The sequence below is a fragment of the Leptospira kirschneri serovar Cynopteri str. 3522 CT genome (assembly GCF_000243695.2).
Lineage (GTDB): Bacteria > Spirochaetota > Leptospiria > Leptospirales > Leptospiraceae > Leptospira > Leptospira kirschneri.
Genome location: NZ_AHMN02000006.1, coordinates 20,462 through 45,020 on the forward strand (window position 1 = coordinate 20,462; position 24,559 = coordinate 45,020).

Below are 24,559 nucleotides of genomic sequence, written 5' to 3' on the forward strand. Positions count from 1 at the left end.
TCCTTCGTATTAGGCCGAACTCACGTTAAATACAACGATGGATCTAACAATCTTGAAATTATAAGCCCAAGCCGAACTTGTTTAAAATCAGGAGACACCGTAATGTTCATAGACTGGGATACTTCTTTTGGAGGTTATTATTTTCTTACAAATTGGAATGGAGGTGAATATATCTTTCTTTGGGACGAACTCCGAAGCCTAAGAACAACCTTTATTATTGAACTTCAAACCGACAACAACGAATAAATCCAAAATGAAATCTTCACAGTTATATCGAGGAGAAATACTCACTGATTGTTTTTACGATTTTAATTCAAAAATTAAACACTCATAACTATATAATAAAGTACCTAATATTTTACATGGAATCAGCGTTTTGCGATAGAATTAACGGTACTCAATTTTATAGAGATCAGTAATTTTTTAAAGAATATTATAATTTTATAATCAATAAAATAGAGTTGTTGAAAAATGAATACTCCATCTGTTGCCGCTGCATTGAAATTGACAATTGAAGTAGTTTTGCCAAACTCTACTGTAGAATTTTTCAACAACTTTAATATTTATAAAAATAATTTTTAACGTGAATTCGGTATAACGCAGAAGGGATTGATATGGTAGAACTCAAATTAAGTTATATAGTAGTTTTGAGATAAGTGTGAATTAAATGCTAAAAATTCGAATCGCTTCGGAAAGATCGGGAGCAGTACGAAAAAGAGCTTTGAGCCTGGTCAGCTCGAGCATTTTTTCTATCTGTGGTGGTAACGAATAAAGAGCAAGTCCAGCACAGGGAATTTTACTCAATCGATTCTGAGCCCCGATAAAAGTGGCAATTCCAGAAGAATCCATAGTGCGTACACCCGAAAGATCTATTAGAAGAATATAAATCTTTTTTTCAATAAGTTCATTAAAAGTATCTTTCAATTCTTTTGCAGAAAATAGATTGATGTCTCCTTGGACCTGGATGATAACAGCGGGACCGGGAAGAGTTCCAGAGGAAGAGATATTTTCAATCGAAATTTTCATCTCGTTATTTTTGTGGCTCATCGAATTGGGTTTAGTTTCCATAATCCATCTCCGAGAAAGTCTGAGGCCTATTATCCATATCAATCCATAAATTCAATAACAAATGAGAAATAATTTTTTGATGAGCTCTAAAAGAATCAAAATGTTTTGCGAATTTTAGAAACATCATAAAAGCAGAACGAGTTTTGAACATAACAAATAGACCGAAAGAGATTTAAAAAATCAAACAAATAGAATTCAATTTTAAGAAACGAATATAAATTTTTCCCAATAAGTTAGCAATCTTATAGATTTTTTTAAAGTATGTAAGTTAAAAGCGAGCTTTTTCCTAAAAAACCCAAGCGACGGAATTAAAACTACAAAGGTTTAGTATGTTTTAGACAGCATAAAGTCACATTTAGAACCAAAACTTATGATTACACATCTTATTAAAGAATAGAATATTTCGAAACAACCCCAAATTTTAGATGTTCGATGATTGAATTCTAAGTAGTCAAGAAACGATTCACTCAAAAAAGGCTGTTATTCTTTATAAAAAACCTCAATAAAATCCAAAAAGTCAAATCAGATTCCGCATGAAATCGCTGTTTTGCGAAATCATTATTAAAAATACATTTTATATAAATTTCTTTAAGAAATTTTTTTCCTACTGATCTCTATAAAGTTGAGCACCGTTAATTTTATCACAAAACACTGATTTCATACAAAATATTAGGTACCTTATTTTATAGTTCTGATTAATAGAATTTTTGAAAAATTCCATAGTGAAGATTCGTAAAATTGCTTCAATTGTCCATTTCAATCTAATACAAACAGATCAAGAATTAATTTTTCAACAACTCTAATATTAACATGAGCAGAGTCGTAAGAAAGTCGGGGCATGTCAGAGTTTCATTTTAAGCGAATACTTTTCTGTAAAAAATGAACTTTATAAAATCAGTCTCTCAGTTTAACGCCAAACACTTGTTAAACTGAGAAGTATTGAAATTTATTTTTTAAATTTTGTAAAAACGGATTTTGATCCAAACAAACCCGTTCTTGATTATGAACGATAACCAATCAAAACGTAGTCACACAACGAGTCACCATATTCCCGGATTTATCATTTGCCAAAACAGCTCCCGTTGAAAACGAAATAGCAATTGCGAAACCTTTATTACTATCATATGTAGTAGAGGTCCAATATAAACCATTAGCCGTAATTGGAAAAAAAACTGAATCAATAGCAGGTAACATAAGAACAGCATTGCTATAATCTACAATACTTAAAAGTTCGTTAATATTCGGTAATCTCCAAACTCTTCCTGCCAAAACTTTGCCATTGCAATTACCACGTGCAGCATTCCAATCCATAGCAGTCGGCGCAGTGAATCCACACCCCGGACCCTGTCCTTCCGTGCATTGAGACCAAAGAAGTCCAGTATTTAGGTCTCGAATGGTTCCATCCAATTGATCTACAAAAGAAGGTGCAGGCATCGCGTTTCCAGAAACACAACGTAAACCGAGAGGAGTTACTTGTGTTATACTAGGTATCCTCACGTTAATAGGTGGCGTAATCGCAAAATTGATCGCCCAATTATTTCCCGCAACTTTAGAGTCTACAGTACTCGTCATATAACTGGTCCCAGTAAACGTTTTAGAAGGAAAAAACGCGTTATCAATATGAGGATTATTTGTATAGTGAATGATAGAACCAAGCTCTTTTACCGCGGGAATTCTCCAATTGGTTCTACCAGCATATCCTTCCCCACCGTTGAGAGTATTCAATTCGGCACAACTTCCAGGTAACCCTCCATTTGAATCCGCCCAGTTCATTGGAACTGCAACGCCACCGGCACAGTCTGAACCGGTCTGACCTTGTGCACAAGCTTTCCAAGTAAGTCCATGCAGAGGATCAAATATAGTATAATCGGAAGTAAATTTACAGTGCTGGGTCGGTCCTACAAAATTACGAGCATTTGGAATATTATTGAAACTTCCATCAGAGCCTGGCAAACCAAACGTACAATCTTGAGCAAATCCACCTCCATCCCAACAAAGAGTCTGCCCCGTATCAAAAAGTGCACCTGGATTAAAAGGACCGGCGGGTGCGGGACATTGAGAATTATTGTTATTGTTTCCCTGATCTTGGCCCTGTTCGGCAGTAGAATTTATATTTTGTAAATACTGCAATATAACATAGGGCGGATCCAACTTAGTCGGAGCCTTTATACAGAAAAAGAGTGGGAATATAGAAATAAAAAGAAAATATTTATACATAATCTTTAACCTAATGCGCTCCTTTTTCAAAACAGAAACGGTTCTCGAAATAATTTTCATCTTATAGTATGAACTATTTTATTTTAGATTTTTTTAAAAAAAGAGTCACTTTATAGTAAATTATATTTTTATTTCGGATTTTTATGAAGCAAAATTTAAAATTTAAAACATTCAAATTATATTTTGGATTTAGATTTTTTTGATTTTTTAATAAACAGGTCTTTGAGAACCAAAAGAATCTTGTAATCAAGCATTTTACTGATAATTAACGTGGTGTGACAACCGAGATGAATCCGACTCTCATAAGTTCTGGTCATAAATTACATACGAGAACATAATACAATAATCGTCTTTAGTTTTAATATAGAATGCAATCCGTAGATCTTACCACAAGTTGAAAGAAGATTTTAGAATCAAAATAACTCAATACAACGCTCTCTATGAATCGCGTTGTGGGGTGGGAACTCAGTTTTACAGAGAATTTGTCGTAATTCCGACAGATTTGTATTGAGATCCAAATACTTGTTATGGTAGAGCGTTCTGCTGAGTTTCCCCGCATCGATTTCTTTCGCGTTATATCCAAAACCACGTTAATTATATAACAAAGTATCTAATATTTTCCATTTAAACAGACTTTTTGAAATAAAATTCGTGGGTACCATTTAACGTGAACTCGATGTAGAAAACCCATGATTTTGAAAAAATTGAAATCTGAACTTTACAGATCGATTCTTTCAATGTGGGAACTAACACAATTTATAAAATAAAAGCTGATAACACTTGAATCTATCGTATTCAAGTGTGGGAGCTATTACAAATCACGATTTTACAAATAAATTCTAAAATTGTAGGAACTCATACTTTTTAGAAAATTTTTATTCAGCTGAATTCACGTTAAAATTGGATTTAAATTTTGATGACCGCAAAACAGCGGTTTTGTGCAGAAATCAGATGGACGATGATTCTTTTTGTATTTTATAGTAGTTCCCACAATTTTCAAAGTTTAACTGGCAATTCGCGATTTGTGAGAGTTCCCACAGATTAAGTCGCATTACAAATTTTTAAACATTTATTTTTTATGGAAAAATCAGGTTTTTATAAAACGAATCTTACACTAACTCAAGTTATTTAGAATAAAGTTTATTTTTTAAGATATAATCCAAAACTTTTTTTGAAATCAGATTGGGAATTTTAAATTGAAAAAAAGACTTTCTTAAATCCGTAGAAGTCACTGGAATTAAAGGATTTTTCAAAAACTGAAATTGAATCAGAGAGTTGAGATGAGAATTCAGCGGGACTTCTTTCGAGAACCTACGAAACACAAAAATTTTTTCTACTTCTGTGAGAATCTTTTTCCAATCCTTCCATTTGTGAAAATTGGCATAATTGTCTTCTCCGATCAAAAGCACAAATTTTCGATTTGGGTATATAGTTTTTAATTCTTGGATCGTTTGAATCGTATAACTAGGACCGCCACCACGGTTCAATTCCAAATCCAAAATTCGAATGGATTGCGAAAAATCGGAAACAAATAGATTCAACATTTCTAATATATTTTCGGGCAAAGAAATTTTTTCTTCTTTAAGAGGGTTCTGGCGGTTTGGAATCACAAAAACTTCCTTACAATCCGGAACTTCCCCAAAAAAAGACTTTAAAATTTCTGAATGTCCTTCGTGAGGAGGATCAAAACTTCCCCCAAAAATTCCAGTAAGGATGGAAGAATCCAAAAATCAACCTCGGATCTGTCCGTTCCCGGTAACATACGTTGTTGTGGTAGTAAGATGAACTAAACCCATCGGACCACGGACGTGTAGTTTCCCGGTAGAAATTCCTACTTCGGCCCCTAACCCAAATTCTCCACCGTCATGAAACCGAGTGGAACAATTAATAAACAAAGCCGCTGAATCCAAAGAGTTCGTGAAAATTCTAGCCGTGTTTAAATCTTCCGTGACAATCGCTTCCGTATGACCAGAAGAAGTTTTTTCGATAAACGTCAACGCTTCTTCTAAAGAAGATACCGTCTTGACGGAAAGACGAAGATCTAAAAATTCTTCTAGATAATCTTGTTCTTTAGCCGGTTTTCCCTTTGGATACAAAGCAAGAGCCGAAGGATCCAGTAATAGTTCTACACCTTCTTTTGCAAGCGCCTCTAATAATTCTTTCCTAAATGGATAGCCGTTATGAAGAATTAAATTCTCAGTAGAATTACATACTCCGGGCCTTTGCACCTTAGAATTGACCACGATCGGAATTACTTTTTCCGGATCTGCATCTTGATCGATATAAAGGTTACAAACTCCCTTATCGTGTTTGACAACAGGAATTTTAGAATTTTCTGAAACAAATCGAATCAACCCCTCTCCTCCTCTAGGAACCACGATGTCTATTAAAGAAGTCTGTTGAAGAAAAGGGATCATAAAGGAACGATCCGTTTTATCTACGAAAGTGACAGAACCTATATCAACTTCCTCTTTTATTAGAATTTCATGAAATAATTTTATTAGAATTTCGTTGGAATAAAATGCCTCGCTCCCACCCCTAAGAATACAAGCATTTCCCGATTTAAAAGAAAGGGCACCTACGTCGATGGTTACGTTTGGACGGGATTCGTAGATGACCATCACTACCCCAAGCGGAACTCTCCTAGTTACTAGTTCTAGACCGTTTGGAAGGGTTATACCTCTTGTCACCTCTCCGATAGGATCCGGAAGCACTGCGATCTCACGAACTGCAGAAGCCATAGTAAAAATCCTTTTTTCGTTTAAAAGTAAACGATCCATCAATGCAGAAGAAAGTTGTTTTTCCTTTCCGTCTCTCAGGTCCAATTCGTTAGCCGAAAGTATTTCTGTTTTACGTTTTTCTAATATATCAGCTAAACTCAAAAGAATTTTATTTTTTTTGGAAGAAGAAAGTTGTTTCAGAATTTTTGAAGCCTTTTTGGCCCGAGAACATAAGTCCTGGACATATTCAATTTCCTTCATAAATGATTCCCTCCGTTCCCGTTCCTATTTTTACGGATGATTTCTTTTACATCCTCTTCAGAAAAAACGCGGCTTCCAGAAGGAGCAACTAACGTTCCTATTAAATTTTTTTCTAAAAACTCACGAATCACGTGCATTTTTTTTCCATTTAGAATCGCGGTCGGAATTCCCGCCTCAGATAACAAACCCGCAGATTTAAGTTTAGTGAACATTCCACCTGTACCAGGTCCACTAGGACCACCCGCAAGGCCTAAATCTTCTTTGGAAATTTTCTCCAAAAAAGGTACAACTTTCTCTTCTTTCAAAAAACCTTCCACACCCGTAAGTATGATCAAAAGATCAGCCTCTACGATTAAACTTACCAAAGCGGAAAGCATATCATTGTCTCCAAAATTTACTTCTTCGGTTGCAACGGAATCATTTTCGTTTACCACCGGAAGTATTCCCCATTCTAAAAGTTGGGTAAACGTGTTCTTTAGATTTTTATAACCTTCTTTAGATTCCAAATCCAAAACCCCAAAAAGGATCTGCGCGATACTCAAATTGACTTTGGAAAAAAAACTGTCATAGAGATTGACAAGTCTATTTTGACCCATTGCGGCTAACGCTTGTTTTTCGGAAAGTGAATCCTGAGAAGAAATTGTAGAAGGAAGTTCGCTTAACAAAAGCCTTCCTCTTGCAATTGCTCCCGAAGAAACTAAGATCACCTTCTTTCCTAGATCTCTAAGATAACGAATATCACTTACTAATTGAAATAGAAAATCGTTTACCTCAGATGGAAGTCCGGAAAGCCTTGCCGAACCTACTTTGATAACGATTTTTTCCGCGTTACGGATCTTTTCAGAAAGTGAGTTTCGTTCCGGTTTCATTCTATTTTTATCCTTTAACTTTCGAAAATATCCGATTCATCCGAAGAGATAGGCTTTGTATCTTTGATTGGATTTAGAATCTTTTCGATTTCATTTTTGAAAAAAGTTTCATCCATATTTTCTAAAAGTTCTTCTAAATTTATTTCTTGATCTGCGGAAATCGCAACTACCTTTCCTAAGTGTGATACCTTCGCGATCACATCCTTTGTAAACTCAGGATCATTCCAAATATCGATCTTATTCAATACGATCAGATAAGGTCGATTTAATAATTCTGGATTATAAGTGGAAAGTTCGTTTCGAAGCATCTTAAGATCTTCTTCAATGTCGAGAGAAGATGCATCAAACAAATATAATATTCCTTTGACTCTTTCGATATGACGCAAAAAAGAGAGTCCAAGTCCGATCCCCATACTAGCACCTTCGATAATTCCGGGAATATCAGCGATGGTAAAACGGAAAATATCTCCTCTTCGTTTAACAACGCCTAGGTTAGGAGAAAGTGTTGTAAACGCGTAACCTGCTATCTTTGGATGTGCGTCTGTAATTTTAGAGATCAAAGTAGATTTGCCTGCATTCGGCAAACCTACAATTCCCACGTCCGCTAACAATTTGAGAGAAAGACGCAGGAATTTATATTCTCCTTCTTCGCCCGGTTGTGCAAAACGTGGAGTTTGATTGGTGGAAGTTTTAAAATGTGCATTCCCCTTTCCCCCTCTACCTCCACGTACTACTACAAATTCTTGGGAATCGGATACAAAATCGAATAGTAGGTCCCCCGTTTCCTCGTCATAGATTTGTGTTCCGAGAGGAACAAACAAAACCAAGTCTTCTCCTTTTTTACCGGAACAGTTATCTCCTACTCCGGGGAATCCCGCTTGGGCTTTAAATTTTCTTTTAGATAGATATTTATCCAGGGTATACATGGAAAGATTGGGACGAATGACCACATTCCCCCCGATTCCTCCGCCTCCTCCGTCCGGACCTCCAAACTCGACGTATTTCTCTCTGCGGAAATGAACGGACCCAGCTCCTCCGTGACCGGCGAAAACTTCTATGGCGACTTCATCTACAAAGGATTCCATAATATTTGAATATTCTAAATTTTGAAACTGATTAAAAAACAAAAAACCGCAGAGTCCGGACCCAGAAACGGGCAGGAAACTGCGGTTCATCCGGTTCGAATTGAACTATGAAGGTTATTCCGGGTAAACGGAAACCTGCATTTTTAATTTGGTAACCATTTCGAACTTCACTTTTCCGGTCACAAGCGCGAATAACGTGTGATCTTTACCGAGTCCTACGTTGTTGCCTGGACGGAATTTTGTTCCTCTTTGGCGAACTAAAATGTTTCCTGCGAGAACGGATTCTCCTCCAAAACGTTTTACCCCTAATCTCTGGGAATTTGAATCCCTACCGTTTTTCGAGGATCCTCCACCTTTTTTATGTGCCATTTTCTAGTACTCCTATCAGTTCAATTTCTGTCGGATATTGGTTCTTTAGATTTTTTAATCCGGAGAGAACCAAATCGAAACTATTTTGTATCAATACATCTTGTCCAAGAACTTCAAACCGAAGATACCCATCTCGGATTTCAGCAGGTTTTGTTTTGCCGGATTGTAATAGGTACAGATATAATGTCTGAACCAAAACCGAAACGGCAGAACAAAGAAGATTCTCGCCTTTTTTTCCAAGAGAAATGGAGGAATGTCCCTCACTTTCCAAGGAAGAATAAAATTCTCCAGTCCGAGTAATCCGAATTCGGATCAAACCGCAGAAAGAGAAACTACTTTTACTTTTTGGAGCTGTTGTCTGTGGCCCCAAGCTTTTTGATAGTTTTTTCTTCTCTTATAAACGTATCCATGGATTTTATCCCCTTTTACGTCTTCGAGTACTTTTAAAGAAACCCGAGCAGTTTTCAATTCAGGCTGCCCGATATGAACTTTATTGTTGGATTCCGCGAAAAGTAATACTTTTGCGTCAAAGGATTCACCCGCGTTTTTGCCGGTTTTTTCGGTCAGAAATTCCTGATCCTGGGTTACCTTATATTGTCTGTTTCCAACTGAAATAATTGCGTACATTTCTTTCCGGCCTATTTTGGAGTCGTTTTCAACCAATTTGGTCGACAAGACTTGTCGGTCAAGGGGAAATTCGATCCTATGATATTGGAAAGGAATTCTTTTTACTCAAGGAGCTATATAATCAAGTACCGAACCCAATTCACTTGCACTTCAAGATTAGAGTTGTTGAAAAATGAATTTTCCATCTGTTTTTGTTTCATGGAAACGGTTAATGAAAGCAGTTTTACGAATCTCCACTATGTGGAGTTTTCAACAGCCTTATTAGGAACTCAATTTGATAGAGATCCATAATAATAAGTACCATCATCTGAAGTTCGGAATTTTTTCTAAATTTTATGTTTGATGAGTTCCTAGTTTTTCTAGGATCTAATTGAAACTTGATCGGATTTCGCCCTAAGATTCGTTCAAATTGGAACAAGTTTCCAAGAGTTGTTTCATTATTACAAAACATTGATATTATCTATGAATTACTAAAATCTGAAATCATTTCCAAATTCCAAAGAGACTTGTACTGAAATCTTTGGATATGTGGGAACTCATATACAAGCTTAATATTCGAAAATTCATCAACTTGCGAAATAGACGTAACACGTAAGAACTCCTACAAAAGAAATAGTCGAATAACTCTGAAAAGACGGTTTTGTAGGTATTCTTTACGCCAACTCATACTATAATAACGCGAGTTCCGCGTAAGAAAATGAGAAAGAATTTCTAAAAGTATGAGTTCCTACAATTTTAGAATTTATTCGTAAAATCTTGATTTGCAGTAGTTCCCACATCATTTTACAGACAAACCTACGTTTTGTAATAGTTCCCACATTTGAATACGACAGATTCAATTGTTATAAACTTCTATCTTTTAAATTACGGTAGTTCCCACAGATTACGTCTCTTTTTATCTTTTTTGCGATTTTAAATCATATTTTTCCGAACGAAATTTTGCAGTAGTTCCCACATTTAAAAAATCAATCTATAAAGTCCAAATCCAAACTTTTTTCAGAATCCCTTCACGAACTCACGTTATAATAATATTTCTTGTAAAACGATTACAAAAATTCCCATAACCTTGTTAGAATTACAGTTGTATTTTGAAATGTAGGAACTCGCACCATTCATAAATTTTAAAAACCTATTTTGAATTCATTTAGGGTTTACTGTAAATGTAGGAATTGCGATATTTAATTAGAAATTTCTAAAGGATTATTGTTTCAACTTTTTGAATATCCTACATTCGTTTTTTTCCGTAAAAATTAAGTCTTATTTAAAATTTAAAGACTTACACCAAACTCGCGTCAATTAGAATCATAGGCTTGTTTCAGTTTGGCAATGTCGATTTTATCCATTTGCAACATTGCCTGTAATACCCTCTGTGATTTTTTAGGATCTTTATCTTGTAGGTAATCTCCTAAAATTAGTGGAATGATCTGCCAACTTACTCCGAACTGATCCTTTACCCAACCGCATTTTTGTTTTTCTCCTTGGAAGGAAAGTTTTTCCCAATACTCGTCTATTTCTGCTTGTGTCTCGCACTTTACAAAAAAAGAATATGCTTCACTGAACGTGAAAGTATGATCCAAACCGCTATCTATTGCCATTAAATCCTGACCGGCAATTGAAAATACGGAACGTTGAACAGTTCCTTCTTTTTCGCCTTTATCTTTCGCATAACGTTGTATATCTTTTATTTTAGAATTTGGAAATCGAGAAGTATAAAAACGAATCGCTTCTTCCGCCTTTCCGTGTTGTTTTCCCACGAACATTAAAAATGGCACTAGATCATTTCCTTCTTTCGATAAATGAACCTGCCAAGAAACTCCAAATTTGTCCTGCAGCCAACCAAACTTTTCGCTGAAAGGATACTCTTGAAGTTCCATCAACACAATTCCTTCTTGAGACAAAGAAGCCCATATCTTTTCTACTTCTTTGGAAGTTTGACAAGATAGAAAAAAGGAAATCGCAGGTGTGAATTTAAAATGAGGACCTCCGTTGAAAGATAAAATCTCCTTTCCGGAAATTGCAAACGTAGCGGACATTACCATGTCACCGGTTTGATTTTGACTTAAAAGCTTCCAATCAGAAAAAGTAGAAGCATAGAGCTTCAACGCTTCTCCTAAATTATTATCGAACATCAAAAATGGTGTTATCTTTTGCATTTGGTTTGGATATATTCGGAAATTTTAAATTTCTTTTATTTTTTTTAGTCAATAGAGCTGTTAAAAAATTCCATAGTGAAGATTCGCAAAATTGCTTCAATTGTCCATTTTACTGAACTCTATAAAATTGAGTACAGTTAATTTTATCATAAAACGCTGATTCTATGTAAAATATTAGGCACTTTATTATATAGTTATAAAGTAATACAACGGAAACAAATCAAGAATTAATTTTTCAACAACTCTAATAATTACTTTGAAATCCTTCATAAACTTTGCAAATAGATTTGATTCCGCAAGATCCACAGAGTTCCCTCAGATACTTTGATTTACACTTTTTTAAAATTCCCAAACGACTCAACGCGAAATCCCCTTTTACAGGATCATCCGGAAAGATTGTACGAAAAAAATCGGTGATCTCTTCTGCTTTTTTCCAATCGGAAGTACGACGAGAACTCAGATTTAAAACACTTGCAATTCTTTGAATATGCACGTCCAAAGGAAATTGTAACTCCGAAGGAGAAATCGAGGAATAAATTCCAAAATCAGGAAATTCTTTTCGAACCATCCATCTTAGAAACATAGAATATCTTTTTAAAGAAGTAGATCGGATTCCTTGACCGATTAAAAATTTATATCCGTAACTTTCAGTTTGATTAGAATCGATTTTTGAAGATACTTTCAAAAATCGAAGTTGAAACGATAAAATTCTACGCCTTAAAGAACCACCTTCTAAAAAAGATTTTTGATCTCTTGAAGAAAGTTGAAATTCCCCTTCTTCAGGCAAGGAAAAAAGAGATTCAAGTTTATGGTCTTTAGTAGCTCTAAGTTGATTTTGAATCGTTTGCAAAAAAAGAAAAACGTCTGCAGGTTTTTGAAAACGATACGGCTTGAGATCTTTTTGAATCGACTTAAGATCCTCGTTCAAAAGAAAACGATAGGGAGAATTTCCACAAATTGCAAAGATACGTCTGAGATGATCCTTAATCGCGGTAACGTTTCCGTAAGAAAACAATGCAGATATAAAACCGGAAATTTCTCTATCTCTAAAATCAGAAAAAGCGTGTGGAAACTCGATCGGATCGGATCTGAGATACTCCGCAGTCTGGTATTCTAAAAGTAAAGTTTCCAGTACTCTTTTAATTTTTTGAGAAGATCGATTCAAGACTCTTTTTTCTTTTTAGTCGCTAAGAAAGTTCTAGATTGTAACTCTTTCGAAAGAGACTTTTCCATAAATGAAGACGCTTCCCACAAAAGGTTCGGATCAATCCCAGTAGAAACACCCGACTTCTCCAAAAAATATACAAGATCATCTGTGGCTAAATTTCCCGCAGCACCTTTTGCATAAGGACATCCACCTAAACCGCCCGCAGAAGAATCAAAAGAACGAATACCCATAGAATAAGACTTTTCCACGTTTGCAATCGCCATTCCGTACGTATCGTGAAAATGACCCGCTAGTTTATCTTCAGGAATCTCTTTTAAAAGAACTTCTAAAAGTTTTTCTACTTCTGTAGGAACTCCGGTGCCTATGGTTTCTCCCAAAGAAATTTCGTAAGCGCCTAAATCCAAAAGAATTTTAGAAACTTCTAATACTTTTTTTGGATTCATCTTACCTTCATAAGGACAATCGATCACAGTAGAAACATAACCTCTTACTCGAATCCCATCTATTTTAGAATATTTGAATATATCTTTAAACCCCTCTATGGATTCGGAGATCGTTCGATTGATGTTCTTTTTAGTAAACGATTCGGAAGCCGCCGTAAAAACCGCGACTTCTTTATAACCTGCGTTTTTAGCGGCTTCGTAACCTTTGAGGTTCGGGGTCAGAGCCGAAAAAGAAACGGAACCGTTTAATTCCAAAAGGGCGGAGAGTTCGGCGGAATCCGCTAATTGAGGAATGGAATCTTTTTTAACAAAAGACGTCGTTTCTATATTTTTTAAACCGGCACGGATCAAACGTTGAATAAATTCCGCTTTGACCTCTGTAGAAACCGGGGATTTTTCGTTTTGTAGTCCGTCGCGCGGCCCCACTTCTGTGATTTTTATTTCCATTTGCTTCTTATTCGATCCTTATAGTAAAAAACCTGCAAGCCAAATTAAGACCAAAACGATTATGAAAATACTATTTTACTCAGGGTTATACAAAAAGAGTATCTAATCCAATAGTTTAACATTCAAATAATGTGAATTCGATTTAATAAAGTTTGGGCGTACCGGACCACTTTCAACTCCAATCAATCAATTGCATTAAAGAAACATTATACAATATTTCGTCTTTATTTTTAGTTTATTGACCCCGCATCGATCCCTTTCGCGTTACGCCCTGCTCACGTTAATTAAAAAAACGTTTTGCGATTTGGCTATAAAGATAGATGGGAAGGTAAAACTTTTGATAGAGATAAAAGCCATCGGACTAGAATTGAAAGACGACTATATCAGGCAAGCCATCGATTACGGAGCAAATTCTGGAATAGAATGGGTAATCTTGACAAATGGGATGAACTGGCAAATATATAGAATCACATTTTCCAAACCCATAGATAAGGAAATGGTCTATGAAATAAATTTTTCTAACATCAATCCGAAAATTGAAAATCATATAGAACCTATATATTATTTATGTAAAGAAGCGCTTGGAAAATCGCTTCTTGATGAATATCATTCTCAAAAACAAGCATTAAGTAAATATTATATAGGTCAAATGATCTTAACTGAAACGGTCTTGGACGTAATCAAACGGGAATTAAAAAGACTTACTCCAGGTGTTAAGATTGAGAACGACGAAATTGAAGAAGTGCTTCGGTCTGATGTAATCAAGAGGGATGCTTTAGAGGGTGATAAGGCAGTCGACGCAAAGAAAAAAATTCAGAAAGCTGCAAACACTTATCTTAGAAATTCCTCGCCCGCACCTAAAAAAGAGAATATGTCATCAGCAGTTAACGAAACTGAAACACAAAAAAATCTTCTCAATGAAGAGATTCCCTTAAATTAAAGATTTTTGATAATGTAAACTACTCTTACTCTCTGTGCATAAAATGGGTAGTTTACATATAAAGTCCTAAATAAAAGCTTACCGTTTCTTTTAATTTAAACAGCAAACAAATATAAGAAGAAAATTAATTTTTAGAAAAATCTTTGAACCAACTGAATGGGGACCATTTTTAATCGATCTTAGTCGCCAAACTACGATTTTATGAAAAAACTTGATTGTAGAATTTTAGATTTTATAGAAGTTCTCTAATCCAGGAAAAGCAGTCCCCGGTTTTACCCAGGGACCAAAACCAAACCAGGCTCACAATTTAGCCTAATTCATTTTTCGGGAGAAACTTAAAAATTCCCCTCACCTTTTTTTAAAAACTTTCATTTTTTTTAAAATCTTTTCGAGAAGCTCTCATCAAAATTACCTTACCTACAACCTGATCCCTTTGAAACTTTAAAAAAAACTTACCTTCCGGAGTTGCTACCTTGTAAGAAGGAAACTCTTTCACCGTCTCAAACCGTAGGTCCTTACCGAAAAACTCTTCTACTCTAGGCAACCATTTGTCTTGAACCACCAGATAACGTTGGCCGTCTTTTTGAACCGAATCGATTAAAACCGCCGGATCAAACAAAGTTCTCGAAATTCTTCTAGAATAATAAGCATACGATCTTTTAGAAGCGGGAACTCCAAAAAGAAGCAACTTATCTCTGTTAGGTTCGTATTCACGAATCCAAATTCCAATTTCTTTAGAAGGCTGAAACGAAGTCAACATAGGATAGAGATATAAACTCACGATCGAAAAAAAGAGAGAAACCGGAAAAATCCAAGACGCAAGTAATCTTTCCGCCGCAGAAGATCTAAAAAACACCCAAAGAAAAATTCCTAAATAAACCAAAGGAAGAATTAGATAACTCCAACCTACTTCAATGCTAACCCAAGGCATTATTAAAACAGCAATCAAAAAAACGGCAGCGGTAATCAAAAGTAGATTTTGATTTAACTGATCGATCCGATTTTTTTTATTTTGATCTTTAAGAGAAAGTAAAATCGATTCCAAAACTCCGGAACCGACTACTGCTGCTGCCGGTAAACACCAATAGATATATTGAGGAAGTTGATACCTGGAAAAACTAATCAAAAATAAAAATAAAAACAACCAAAAACCGGGAACAAAATCTAGATTAGAATATTCATTTTTTAGTATATTTTGAATTACTTCTTTTCCTTTTTTTTCTTTAAAGAAAATCAAAATTCGATCAGATACAAATCCGAAAAATGGAAGTATAAAAACTCCGAAAGCCCAAGAAAAATTGGAATAAAAAAACAACGGATTGAATTTCTGATTGTACATCTTTACATAAAAACGACCAAATGACTGAATCCATAAAAAGAAATAAGGACCATAGGTTTGAAATTCAAGATACAACGGAATCGACCATAAAAGTGGAGGTAAAATCGCAAGTAACACCCCCGGAAATAATTTCATTTCCAAAAGTCGTCTCCAATCCCTTCGAAATAAAATATCTCCTCCGATAGAAATACTTGGAATTACCATAGCAATCGGCCCTTTTGTGATAAAACCCAATCCCATGGCAAAATACATTAGATAATAATAATTTTTATTTCTTTTAAAACCTAAATAATAAAAGGTATGAACTAAAATTAGATAGGGAGTTAAATAAACGTCTATCTTAGGATCCACTACCATAGAATAAAGTCCCGGAGAAAGTGCGTATAAAAATACAGAGATCCAAGCCCTCAAACGACTTTCGGAATAAAGTTCGGTAAGTTTAAAAATTCCCCAAAAGGAAAAAAAAGTGAACAAAAGAGCCGGAAGACGAAACGCAAAATTTTGATAACCAAAAATCAAAAAAGAAAGTGATATTTTCCAAAACGTAAGAATCGGTTTATCTAAATACCTTCTGCCATTGTCTCTGATAAAAAAAGGATTTCCTCCCTCCACCATCTCCCTGGAAATTTCCGCGTATTGAGAGGAATCTATATCGATCACATCCAAAGGGAGAGTAAGTATCAAAGGTAAAACGGAAATGATCAGAAATATAAAAAGAATCCGAACAGAGATCAGCTGTTTATTGTCTACAGAAATTTGATTCATAAAAACTCCCTTCGTTAATCCATAAATCCAGATTCCATCACGCAAGTATTAAAACCTTTGCATGTGGTTTCAGATTCAAAACAAGGAAGAACAAAACCCTGTTCACGGATACAACCGCTTTCACAATCGATCATCATTTGATTTTTTTCCAACTCCGTAACTTTTACATGTTTAAAGTCGTTCATCGCACATTGAACGAAGAACTTACAAGCGGAATTGCATTTTTGTTGAACGTATTCCTGACAGGAAACGAAAGATAAAAGATATAAAAAAAGAATAATAGTCCTTTTTGGATTCATGGCCCCATTTTTCGGAAACGAAAGTGTAGGTCAACTTTTTGAAGCGAGCATTCCACAAGCTCCAAAAATATCTTTGCCGGGCGACCTTCTATTGAGTATAGGAACTCCGGCGGGTTCGAGAAGAGCGATAAACTCTGTGATTTCCTCTCGAGTAGGTCTTCTCCAACCGAAAAATTCGGTATTGAGAGGAATCACGTTGATCTTACAATCGAGTGACTTGGCAATTTTTACGAGTTTGTTTGCGTTTTCAGATCCCATGTTCACTCCAGGAATCATCACGTATTCGAAAGTGATTCTTCTTTTTAACTCTCTCGTAAAATCTTTTGCCGCTTGTAAAAGTTCGGGAAGTGAAAATTTCTCCTCAATATCCATAATTTGTAATCTACCGTTTGGATCCGGATGATTCAATGAGATTGCAAAGTTATAAGGTTCTTTGTTCTGGATAAAACGTCTGATTCCGTTGACTACCCCGGAAGTTGAAATCGTAATTCTTTTGGCTCCTAGATTGAGCGCATCCGGATCGTGAAAGATAGAGGCCGCGCGAATTACATTAAAATAATTATGAAGCGGTTCCCCCATTCCCATAAATACAACGTTAGTCGCCTTGTCTTTTACAATTTTTTCCACTTGTAATATCTGGTCTACTATCTCGTGTGCCTTTAGATTTCCTTGAAATTCTAATTTTGCAGTGGCGCAGAATTTACAATTGAGAGTACAACCTACCTGGGAGGAGATGCAGATGGTTTTTCTTCCGCCATCTCCGGATGGAATCCAAACGGCCTCGAATTCTTTTCCATTTCCTGATTGGGATGTGAACGTGAATTTCTGCGTTCCATCTACAGACTTAAGTTGTTTTACAACTTGAAGACGAGTGAGAGAACAAAGTTCTTCAAGTTTTTCTTTGAGGGTTTTGGAGAATGTAGTAAATTCGTCCCAGGTTTCGTAACGATTTACATACAAACCATGATAGATTTGTTTGGCTCGGAAAGGTTTTTCTCCGAGAGCAATCATGATTTCGGAAAGTTCTTTTTGAGTTCTTCCTTTTAACGGTATTTTCCCGGTTTGGTTTTCTTCAAATGTTTCTGAAATCATAAACGACCTTCTTGGTCGTTTTTTTTTCAGCTCCTTAGGAGGGATACTCTTTTCAAACGATAAGTTCATTTCATAAGGTAATTCCTTACTTACAAATTTACGTATTTTGACGAATCGAGATGTAGTTCCGACCTAAAATTCAACTGATAAAACCTAATTTGTGTGAGTTTTTACGTTTTATAATGAACTTACCAAAATGATTATAACCAATTTCTTTTAAGGTTTTAGAACAAACTTTTAACTTGAATTCACGAAGAAAATTTTGACGAATAAATAACTCAACTTTGTTAGCTGAACTCAGCAAAAAAATTTCAGGGAAATGTATTTTAGAATATAAAATAATTCTAAAATAATTCCAACCAAGCTTTTCGAAGATCCTGTTTTTCCATAAAATAAGTCCCAATCAAAGCCGCGTCCACTAATTTACGGAAAGTGTCCAAATCGGAACGGTTTTTTATACCGGATTCGCCCACCTTTACTATATTAGGTGGCAAGAAAGCGGATACTTCTTCCACCAGATTCTGATGAATTTGAAACGTATCTAAATCTCTCGTATTGATTCCGATAATTTCCGCGCCACAATCCAGGGCAAGTTTTGCCTCATCCGAAGTATGAACTTCAACCAAACAATCCATTCCCAAAGAAGAAGCAGACTTTAGAAAAGACCGGATCTGTTCCGGAGTCAAAATTCTGACGATCAATAAAATTGCGGATGCACCGAAAGCCCTCGCTTCCCGAATCTGAATTTCATCTAGAATAAAATCTTTTCTTAAAACTGGAATTTTCAATTCCGAAGAAACGTTCTTTAGATCTTCCAAAGAACCTCCGAAATAATTCCGATCCGTAAGTACAGAAATAGCCGAAGCGCCTAACTCTTCGTATGTTTTAGCAATTTGAACCGGACGATAATCCGCGCGAAGTTCACCTGCCGAGGGACTTTTCCGTTTACACTCTGCGATGATGGAAAAGGTCCTACTCTTTAAAGAATCACGAAGACTAAGACCACGATACGGTAAAGGGTCCCAGGTTGAGATTTTTTCGATTTCGTTTTGTTTTGTAGAAATGATTTCCCGGAGGACCCGGTGAAGTTGAGAAGAAGACATTCGGTTTTAAAAGGACTTTAAAGCCTCGTCTTCGGTTTCGCAAATATCAAAAAGAGAAGTTAGCTCGATTACGTCAAAAATCCTTTTGACGGCAGGCTTAATATTACTAATTTTTAATGCGCCTTCTTTGGAATTCAACTTTCTTAAAGTGGAAATACACGCTCTAAAACCAGAAGAAGACATATAATCCACTTCTTGCATATTCAGAATTACTTTTTTATGGCCTTGATTGTCGATCAGATCATTTAGATTTTCCTCTACCTCGTTGGCAATGGATACATCCAAACGTCCTTTGAGATAAACAATCAAAACACCGTCGCTTACTTTATGATCGAGCAAGGGAATAATCCTTATAGTTTTTTGCTACTGACAACTATCGGGGGCGAAAATAACCTGTCAATCACTGTTCAACGATTTAAAAATGAAATTTCCAGAGTCCTTAAAAGGCCTAAAAATTCTGGTTTTAGGGGGAGGAATCTCCGGAAACTCGGCCCTTAATTTTTTAATCTCCGAAAAAGCCCAACCAATTCTTTGTGATCAAAATCAACCCGAAAGAAGCGTTGTTCCCTTTTTTCCAGACCATATTCCCCCTCAGTCTCTTCCTGAAATTTCATTGATTATTAAATCTCCCGGAATTTTACCAACTCATCCGATCCTTTCTTATGCTGTGGATAAAAAAATTCCGGTTATATCGGAGATTGATTTAGGAAGATATTTTTTTAAAGGAAAAATCATAGGCATCACCGGAACCGATGGCAAATCTACTACTACTTCTTTAATCGCGCACCTTTTGAAACAGGGTTTTCCTGATTTAAAAGAAGGTGGCAATTTAGGGATTCCCTTTACTTCTTTTTGTAAAGAATCCATCTCTCTCGCCGTTCTGGAACTCTCTAGTTATCAACTTGAAGATTCGTCCCCTCTTCATCTAAATGTTTCCGTGTTTCTAAATCTTGCTTCTGATCATTTAGAAAGACACAAAACGATGGAAAATTATTTCCAAGCTAAACTTAAAATCGCGGATCTATCTAATTCGAATCATTCTTTGATCGTTTCTGAAAAAATCAAAGAAAGAATTTTAAATTCTACTTCTTATCAATGTAAACTTCTTAGTTTCGGAAAAACCCCTGGTTCAAACGCGTTTTTAGACGAAAGCTCTCTGAAAATCAAAACTTCAAAGTTTATATATGACATCTCCAAGTTTTATCTTCCAGGAAGTCATAATAGAGAAAATCTCGCGGCTTCCATTCTTGCTGCGGAAGAGATAGGCGAAAAGCCTGAATCAATCCAAACTAGGATTCCTCTTTTTAGAGGTCTACCTCATCGTTTTCAAATCGCTGGTGAAAAATTAGGAATTTCGTTTATTAACGATTCTAAATCGACGAACTTACATAGTATGCTCGCAGGAATGGCCACTTGGAAAAATCTAGATCAGACTTGTTTAATTTTAGGAGGTAGGCCTAAACAGGAAGACCCGAAACCACTTTATGATTTTCTAATTAAGGGAATTGGCTGTGTTGTTTTATTCGGAGAGGCTCGATCCGTTTGGGAAAACGGCATTAGAAATATAATCGGAGAAAAACTACACTGTGTCGAAAATCTAAATGATACTTTTGAAATATTCAAAAAAGGATATATACTTACAGCCGCAGATTCGGACAAAGATAGTATATTTCGTCTTTCCCATGGTATTTCAATTTCGTCTTTCGTTTTTTCTCCGGCTTGTGCGAGTTTTGATCAATATAAGAACTTTGAAGAAAGGGGAAACCATTTTCTTTCCTTAGTGAAAGTCTTTCTAGATCAAATTGATTCTTAAATTTTTTGAGTTTGTCCAAATCCCGTCGAACGACCGTAGAAGTGAGACGCTTTAGTTACTCGAACGACCATAGAAAGGTGTTTACTGAGTTTCTCGAACACCCCTGATTGAGTTTCACAAATGTGGGAACTATTACAAAAATTGAACGATATTTAGAACTGCTCGAAAATTCGTAAATTGCCAAATTCGACCTAATTTGTAGGAACTACTACATTTGATTAAAAATTTCTAATGAATGATCGGATAAAATTCTTTGAGATTTTGAGACCTGGCTCTTTATCTATTGGGCGATAAACATTAACGTTCTTTCTATTTTCTGTTGGCTGAACCTGGGAGTTCCCACGTTTTCGAGACTTTGCAGTAAAATCTGAATTTGTAATAGTTCCCACATTCTTCAAATCCGGCTGTTGTTACGACCCAAAATTCAACTGACAAAATCTTGTGATTTGTAATAGTTCCTACAATTTCAATTCGTGGTGGTAGGTCCGACATTCGCCCAAACTTTCTTACGCTGAATTCACGTCTAAATTTTCAATGTAAAAGATCTATTTTAACGTGAGTTCAGCATAACACAACAGGGATCGATGAATGAACTAAAGCACAACGCTTTCCTCAAACTCAATGCATCGCTCCCTGAATGCCGATCCTTAGAGAGGCATTCGCTGAACTTCCTGAACTCAGCACAACGCTTTCCTATGGGTCTGTGAGGTTAAGTTATTTGTATTAGAGTTGTTGAAAAATTAATTCTTGATCTGTTTGTATTGGATTGAATGGACAATTGAAGCAATTTTACGAATTTTCACTATGGAATTTTTCAACAACTCTATTTTATAAAAACTGAATCTGGTTTAAAAACTAAATCATAAAAAATGAATATCTAAAAATTCATAATGTGGCTTAATTTGTAGGAACTATATAATTTTTAAAGAATATGGGACGTAATCAAAAAAAAGTCTAATATTTTGAATGAATTTTACATTTTCTAATGACCGCAGAACGCAATTACATACAGAAATTTGATTCTTGTACTTACCGTTTTATAGAAATTCCCCAAACATCAAATGTACCAAAAAAGATCTCATTGATACTTGACTAAAACTGAATAAACCTTCAAAATTTAAAAAGATTACAGATCAGAATTCAAATATAATTCATATGTATATTCAAAATAAACAGATAATCATTGGTCTTTATTAGAATATTCCTAACAGTGAAAAATTTTGTTTTCACTGAGGAGCAAAAAAGATAATAGAAGGTGAAAATGATGAATATAGTTTTAACGATTCTAACTAGTTTCTTTTTATTAGAAACATTAGAAAATCTATATACAAGTTATGTAGAATATTTTCTAAAACAGACATCTTTAGATAACGTGCAAAAAATTTCCAAAACGAATCGAAAGCAGAACAAAATACCAATCTTTAAAATTCTAATTTCTCCAATTGTTATCTAGTTAAGGAATCTCTTAGATGTATCTGATTATAAGATCAATCATAGACCTCTATAAAATTGAGTACCGTTAATTTTATCACAAAACACTGATTCCATGCAAAATATTAGGTACTTTATTATATAGTTATGAGTAATTCTAAAAATTCGTATTAGAATTGTTGAAAGATGTTAATAACGATCAAAAAGACGATGATAAATGATACTGTATATCTTCCGTTCACTCGGATCGTCCAACTTTTCAAACAGGATCAGAGAAGAACTACTGTATCTGTTTCATATAGTGTTATGGATGGTTACATGACCACGTCTTAATTTTTCAAAAAAGAGGAGGTAAGAATGAATCGTTGGATAGTTTTATTATTAGTTTTGTTGGCTTCGATTGGAGTTGGTTACTCTTACGGTGTAAATCCTGAAAGTGTTCCTATTCCATCGAATAAAATTCCTGGTTCGATCATTCAAAGACCTACTGATAAACCCAAAGATAAACCTATCAAAATCGTAATCCATGATGGAGGGAGCTTTTGTTATGCTCCAGTTTTTATCGGAGGTAAAAGTTATATTCAGATTGAGCAGTGCTGGGAACAAGAAGTTAGTAATGCTAGATACGATGTATTTCAAAGAATTTCTTATTACATTAACAACACATGGTTGTGTATTACTGTACCGGAAAGTGTAATTAAGGGAGAAACAAACTGGGATTATGTAAACCTACAACCTTGTACGATCAATGATCCTCTACAGAGATGGATCGTAAAGGATAACTCTTTTTGGACTGCAGATGAACGTTATCGGTTAAAGGATTATAAATGGTATGCTTATATCTCAAAAAACTCAGGGGATTACTATGACCATACCTTAGATTCTTCTATGGATGATTGGGTTAAGACAGTAGCCACTCCCGGAAACATTAGCATTCTGACTTCTATCTCTTGGAAACTGGGAAATGATCGTTACTTTATTCGTTCTGGAAGCTCGGATAAAAATACAACACCAATCTACTACAATCCTGAAAGTGGACATCTTGCTCAATACAACCCAGTCAGTGGATTGCTCTCTTGTATGTATTCTCAGGTAAATAGTTATAATTGGAATTGGGTTAAGTGGGCATTGTGTAGTGATGCACCTATCAGTAAGAATAATCCCGCTTATTGGAATGTATATCTTGAAACTGAAGAAGGCGGGATGATTACGGATTATCAAGGCAATGCACTCCGAGTTACTAGATATGGACCGAATTGGGGTGTTGCCTATGCTGCTAAACTTTCTTATTTGAAAAAGGATACTACCAATAGTCCTACTTCTCTGTTTTTTGTTGATAGAGATTTATTAAATTGGGCACGTTACACAGCTAGTAATCTTGGAAAGACAGAACAGTATTGTCCCGCAGGTAAAAAAGAACATTATAATATAAGAGTAAAAAGAACTCTACCATCTGACTTTCAATTAACTGAGGAATGGATTAAGAGACTTTACGATATAGCAATTTCAACTGTAACTGATGCTGAAGCAAGTGGTATATGTGGTGTTTGTCTGCTTCATACTTTTCAGATGTTGGCAGAACTCCAAGAGTATCATTCTCGAGAACCTCTTACGAGTGGGGGTTATTTCTTTGATACAGCTCCTAATAGAGATCCATTTATCTCGTTTAGACAACGTTATCCGGAATTAGACGGTTCGTTGGCATATATACCTAGGGTATATAACTCAGACAATCCTGATACTAGACCTAGACTACTTACATTAATATCCGCCATGAATATGATGCCTTTATACGACTGGACACCCTCTCGTGAATTTACCACTCGGCCAGAGATGTTATCTCACATTACCTCACTTATAAGTTCTTCTCCGGGAAGTATTTGGTTGGCGTTAATGAGAAGACAACGTCCAGACGGAACTATTGCGGGACATGCCGTTCCAATTCTGAGAACCTCTGAAGGATTAGTGGTAATTCCAACGAGAATACCTTCTTCCACATCACTTGAACTCTACAGGCAACATTTAACACCTACTACGGATCCGGTTCAGGTGATAGATAACTTAGAACAATCAGATAGGACTCTGACATATTTTGCAACTATACAGTTAGGAGAGTTTTACCACAATTTTACTGACTTAGTAATCTCAAACAGGAATTGTACTGGAGAAGGGGAAGGCAGAAGAGGCACGGGGGAATATCCAACCAGTGCAACGGTAAATCAGTGTTCGGAAGGCAGGTGCGCACTGCCCAAGTAAGTGATCGAAAAGAGTCTCTTCAAAAAGCCAGTTGGCGTAGATGGAAATTTTACAAATACAAAATCTGCGTCAACTTTGTGAAGAACAATCAATG

General features: G+C 35.6%; 22 protein-coding genes and 2 pseudogenes. 7 read left to right on the plus strand and 17 right to left on the minus strand.

What is annotated here, in order from left to right:
• Window positions 1-27 precede the first annotated feature (27 nt).
• Window positions 28-246 (plus strand): annotated as a pseudogene (locus LEP1GSC049_RS2000000228255) (hemolysin); the annotation flags it as partial.
• A gap of 417 nt (window positions 247-663) precedes the next feature.
• Here LEP1GSC049_RS2000000228255 and LEP1GSC049_RS217495 read toward each other — a convergent pair.
• A complete protein-coding gene (locus LEP1GSC049_RS217495) occupies window positions 664-1,068 on the minus strand; it encodes an STAS domain-containing protein (RefSeq protein WP_004754639.1) in 405 nt (134 codons plus the stop codon).
• Between the two features lie 810 nt (window positions 1,069-1,878).
• Between LEP1GSC049_RS217495 and LEP1GSC049_RS2000000228260 the strand changes: the two are divergent.
• A pseudogene (locus LEP1GSC049_RS2000000228260) lies at window positions 1,879-2,081 on the plus strand (hypothetical protein).
• Window positions 2,082-2,085: 4 nt separating this feature from the next.
• Here LEP1GSC049_RS2000000228260 and LEP1GSC049_RS217490 read toward each other — a convergent pair.
• From LEP1GSC049_RS217490 to rplU, 8 genes are all read right to left on the minus strand, one after another.
• Window positions 2,086-3,285, minus strand: coding sequence for an Lcl C-terminal domain-containing protein (locus LEP1GSC049_RS217490; RefSeq protein ID WP_016560685.1), 1,200 nt, complete (start codon window positions 3,283-3,285; stop codon window positions 2,086-2,088).
• A gap of 1,124 nt (window positions 3,286-4,409) precedes the next feature.
• The gene (gene nadD / locus LEP1GSC049_RS217485) at window positions 4,410-5,012 is read right to left on the minus strand and encodes a nicotinate (nicotinamide) nucleotide adenylyltransferase (protein WP_004754634.1); all 603 of its coding nucleotides are present in this window, start codon (window positions 5,010-5,012) and stop codon (window positions 4,410-4,412) included.
• A 3-nt stretch (window positions 5,013-5,015) separates the two neighbouring features.
• Complete coding sequence (locus LEP1GSC049_RS217480; protein WP_016560679.1) at window positions 5,016-6,266, minus strand: glutamate-5-semialdehyde dehydrogenase; 1,251 nt, start codon at window positions 6,264-6,266, stop codon at window positions 5,016-5,018.
• On the minus strand, window positions 6,263-7,135 hold the full coding sequence (proB, locus tag LEP1GSC049_RS217475) for a glutamate 5-kinase (protein ID WP_004762862.1): 873 nt from the start codon (window positions 7,133-7,135) through the stop codon (window positions 6,263-6,265). The genes LEP1GSC049_RS217480 and proB overlap by 4 nt, the downstream gene beginning before the upstream one ends.
• A 14-nt stretch (window positions 7,136-7,149) precedes the next feature.
• A complete protein-coding gene (gene obgE / locus LEP1GSC049_RS217470; RefSeq protein ID WP_025186040.1) occupies window positions 7,150-8,220 on the minus strand; it encodes a GTPase ObgE in 1,071 nt (356 codons plus the stop codon).
• A 114-nt stretch (window positions 8,221-8,334) separates the two neighbouring features.
• A complete protein-coding gene (gene rpmA / locus LEP1GSC049_RS217465; protein ID WP_000940600.1) occupies window positions 8,335-8,589 on the minus strand; it encodes a 50S ribosomal protein L27 in 255 nt (84 codons plus the stop codon).
• A complete protein-coding gene (locus tag LEP1GSC049_RS217460; RefSeq protein WP_004754971.1) occupies window positions 8,579-8,905 on the minus strand; it encodes a ribosomal-processing cysteine protease Prp in 327 nt (108 codons plus the stop codon). Before LEP1GSC049_RS217460 ends, rpmA begins: the two co-directional genes overlap by 11 nt.
• A complete protein-coding gene (rplU, locus tag LEP1GSC049_RS217455; protein WP_000270913.1) occupies window positions 8,902-9,216 on the minus strand; it encodes a 50S ribosomal protein L21 in 315 nt (104 codons plus the stop codon). Before rplU ends, LEP1GSC049_RS217460 begins: the two co-directional genes overlap by 4 nt.
• Before the next feature lie 863 nt (window positions 9,217-10,079).
• On the opposite strand from rplU, the gene LEP1GSC049_RS2000000226030 reads away from it, so the two are divergent.
• Window positions 10,080-10,280, plus strand: a complete 201-nt coding sequence (locus tag LEP1GSC049_RS2000000226030; protein WP_078131637.1) for a hypothetical protein — start codon at window positions 10,080-10,082, stop codon at window positions 10,278-10,280.
• 228 nt (window positions 10,281-10,508) lie between these two features.
• On the opposite strand, the gene LEP1GSC049_RS217450 is transcribed toward LEP1GSC049_RS2000000226030, so the two are convergent.
• From LEP1GSC049_RS217450 to LEP1GSC049_RS217440, 3 genes are all read right to left on the minus strand, one after another.
• Window positions 10,509-11,369, minus strand: coding sequence for a VOC family protein (locus LEP1GSC049_RS217450; protein WP_016560667.1), 861 nt, complete (start codon window positions 11,367-11,369; stop codon window positions 10,509-10,511).
• Window positions 11,370-11,613: 244 nt separating this feature from the next.
• Window positions 11,614-12,534, minus strand: coding sequence for a TIGR02757 family protein (locus tag LEP1GSC049_RS217445; protein WP_004758498.1), 921 nt, complete (start codon window positions 12,532-12,534; stop codon window positions 11,614-11,616).
• Window positions 12,531-13,427 (minus strand): hydroxymethylglutaryl-CoA lyase, encoded by an 897-nt coding sequence (locus LEP1GSC049_RS217440; RefSeq protein ID WP_004758514.1) that lies wholly within the window; start codon window positions 13,425-13,427, stop codon window positions 12,531-12,533. Before LEP1GSC049_RS217440 ends, LEP1GSC049_RS217445 begins: the two co-directional genes overlap by 4 nt.
• 283 nt (window positions 13,428-13,710) lie before the next feature.
• Here LEP1GSC049_RS217440 and LEP1GSC049_RS217435 point away from each other — a divergent pair, with 283 nt between their 5' ends.
• A complete protein-coding gene (locus LEP1GSC049_RS217435) occupies window positions 13,711-14,367 on the plus strand; it encodes a type I restriction enzyme HsdR N-terminal domain-containing protein (RefSeq protein WP_080634147.1) in 657 nt (218 codons plus the stop codon).
• Between the two features lie 358 nt (window positions 14,368-14,725).
• Here LEP1GSC049_RS217435 and LEP1GSC049_RS217430 read toward each other — a convergent pair whose 3' ends face one another.
• From LEP1GSC049_RS217430 to LEP1GSC049_RS217410, 5 genes are all read right to left on the minus strand, one after another.
• A complete protein-coding gene (locus LEP1GSC049_RS217430; RefSeq protein WP_004758521.1) occupies window positions 14,726-16,471 on the minus strand; it encodes an ArnT family glycosyltransferase in 1,746 nt (581 codons plus the stop codon).
• A gap of 14 nt (window positions 16,472-16,485) precedes the next feature.
• On the minus strand, window positions 16,486-16,770 hold the full coding sequence (locus LEP1GSC049_RS217425; RefSeq protein WP_004758570.1) for a Cys-rich protein: 285 nt from the start codon (window positions 16,768-16,770) through the stop codon (window positions 16,486-16,488).
• Between the two features lie 30 nt (window positions 16,771-16,800).
• Window positions 16,801-17,862, minus strand: coding sequence for a dual-specificity RNA methyltransferase RlmN (rlmN, locus tag LEP1GSC049_RS217420; protein ID WP_004758525.1), 1,062 nt, complete (start codon window positions 17,860-17,862; stop codon window positions 16,801-16,803).
• A 344-nt stretch (window positions 17,863-18,206) separates the two neighbouring features.
• On the minus strand, window positions 18,207-18,965 hold the full coding sequence (locus LEP1GSC049_RS217415) for an indole-3-glycerol-phosphate synthase (RefSeq protein ID WP_004755478.1): 759 nt from the start codon (window positions 18,963-18,965) through the stop codon (window positions 18,207-18,209).
• A gap of 6 nt (window positions 18,966-18,971) precedes the next feature.
• Window positions 18,972-19,304, minus strand: coding sequence for an STAS domain-containing protein (locus LEP1GSC049_RS217410; RefSeq protein ID WP_004758560.1), 333 nt, complete (start codon window positions 19,302-19,304; stop codon window positions 18,972-18,974).
• 82 nt (window positions 19,305-19,386) lie between these two features.
• Here LEP1GSC049_RS217410 and murD point away from each other — a divergent pair, with 82 nt between their 5' ends.
• From murD to LEP1GSC049_RS217400, 3 genes are all read left to right on the plus strand, one after another.
• Entirely contained in the window at window positions 19,387-20,778 is a 1,392-nt protein-coding gene (murD, locus tag LEP1GSC049_RS217405) for a UDP-N-acetylmuramoyl-L-alanine--D-glutamate ligase (RefSeq protein WP_016560672.1), read from the plus strand.
• Window positions 20,779-22,042: 1,264 nt separating this feature from the next.
• Window positions 22,043-22,231, plus strand: coding sequence for a DUF1563 domain-containing protein (locus tag LEP1GSC049_RS02000000224635; RefSeq protein ID WP_004757313.1), 189 nt, complete (start codon window positions 22,043-22,045; stop codon window positions 22,229-22,231).
• Between the two features lie 335 nt (window positions 22,232-22,566).
• Window positions 22,567-24,465: a DUF1561 domain-containing protein gene (locus tag LEP1GSC049_RS217400; RefSeq protein WP_016560669.1), complete on the plus strand. Its 1,899-nt coding sequence runs from the start codon at window positions 22,567-22,569 to the stop codon at window positions 24,463-24,465.
• The last annotated feature ends 94 nt before the right edge of the window (window positions 24,466-24,559 follow it).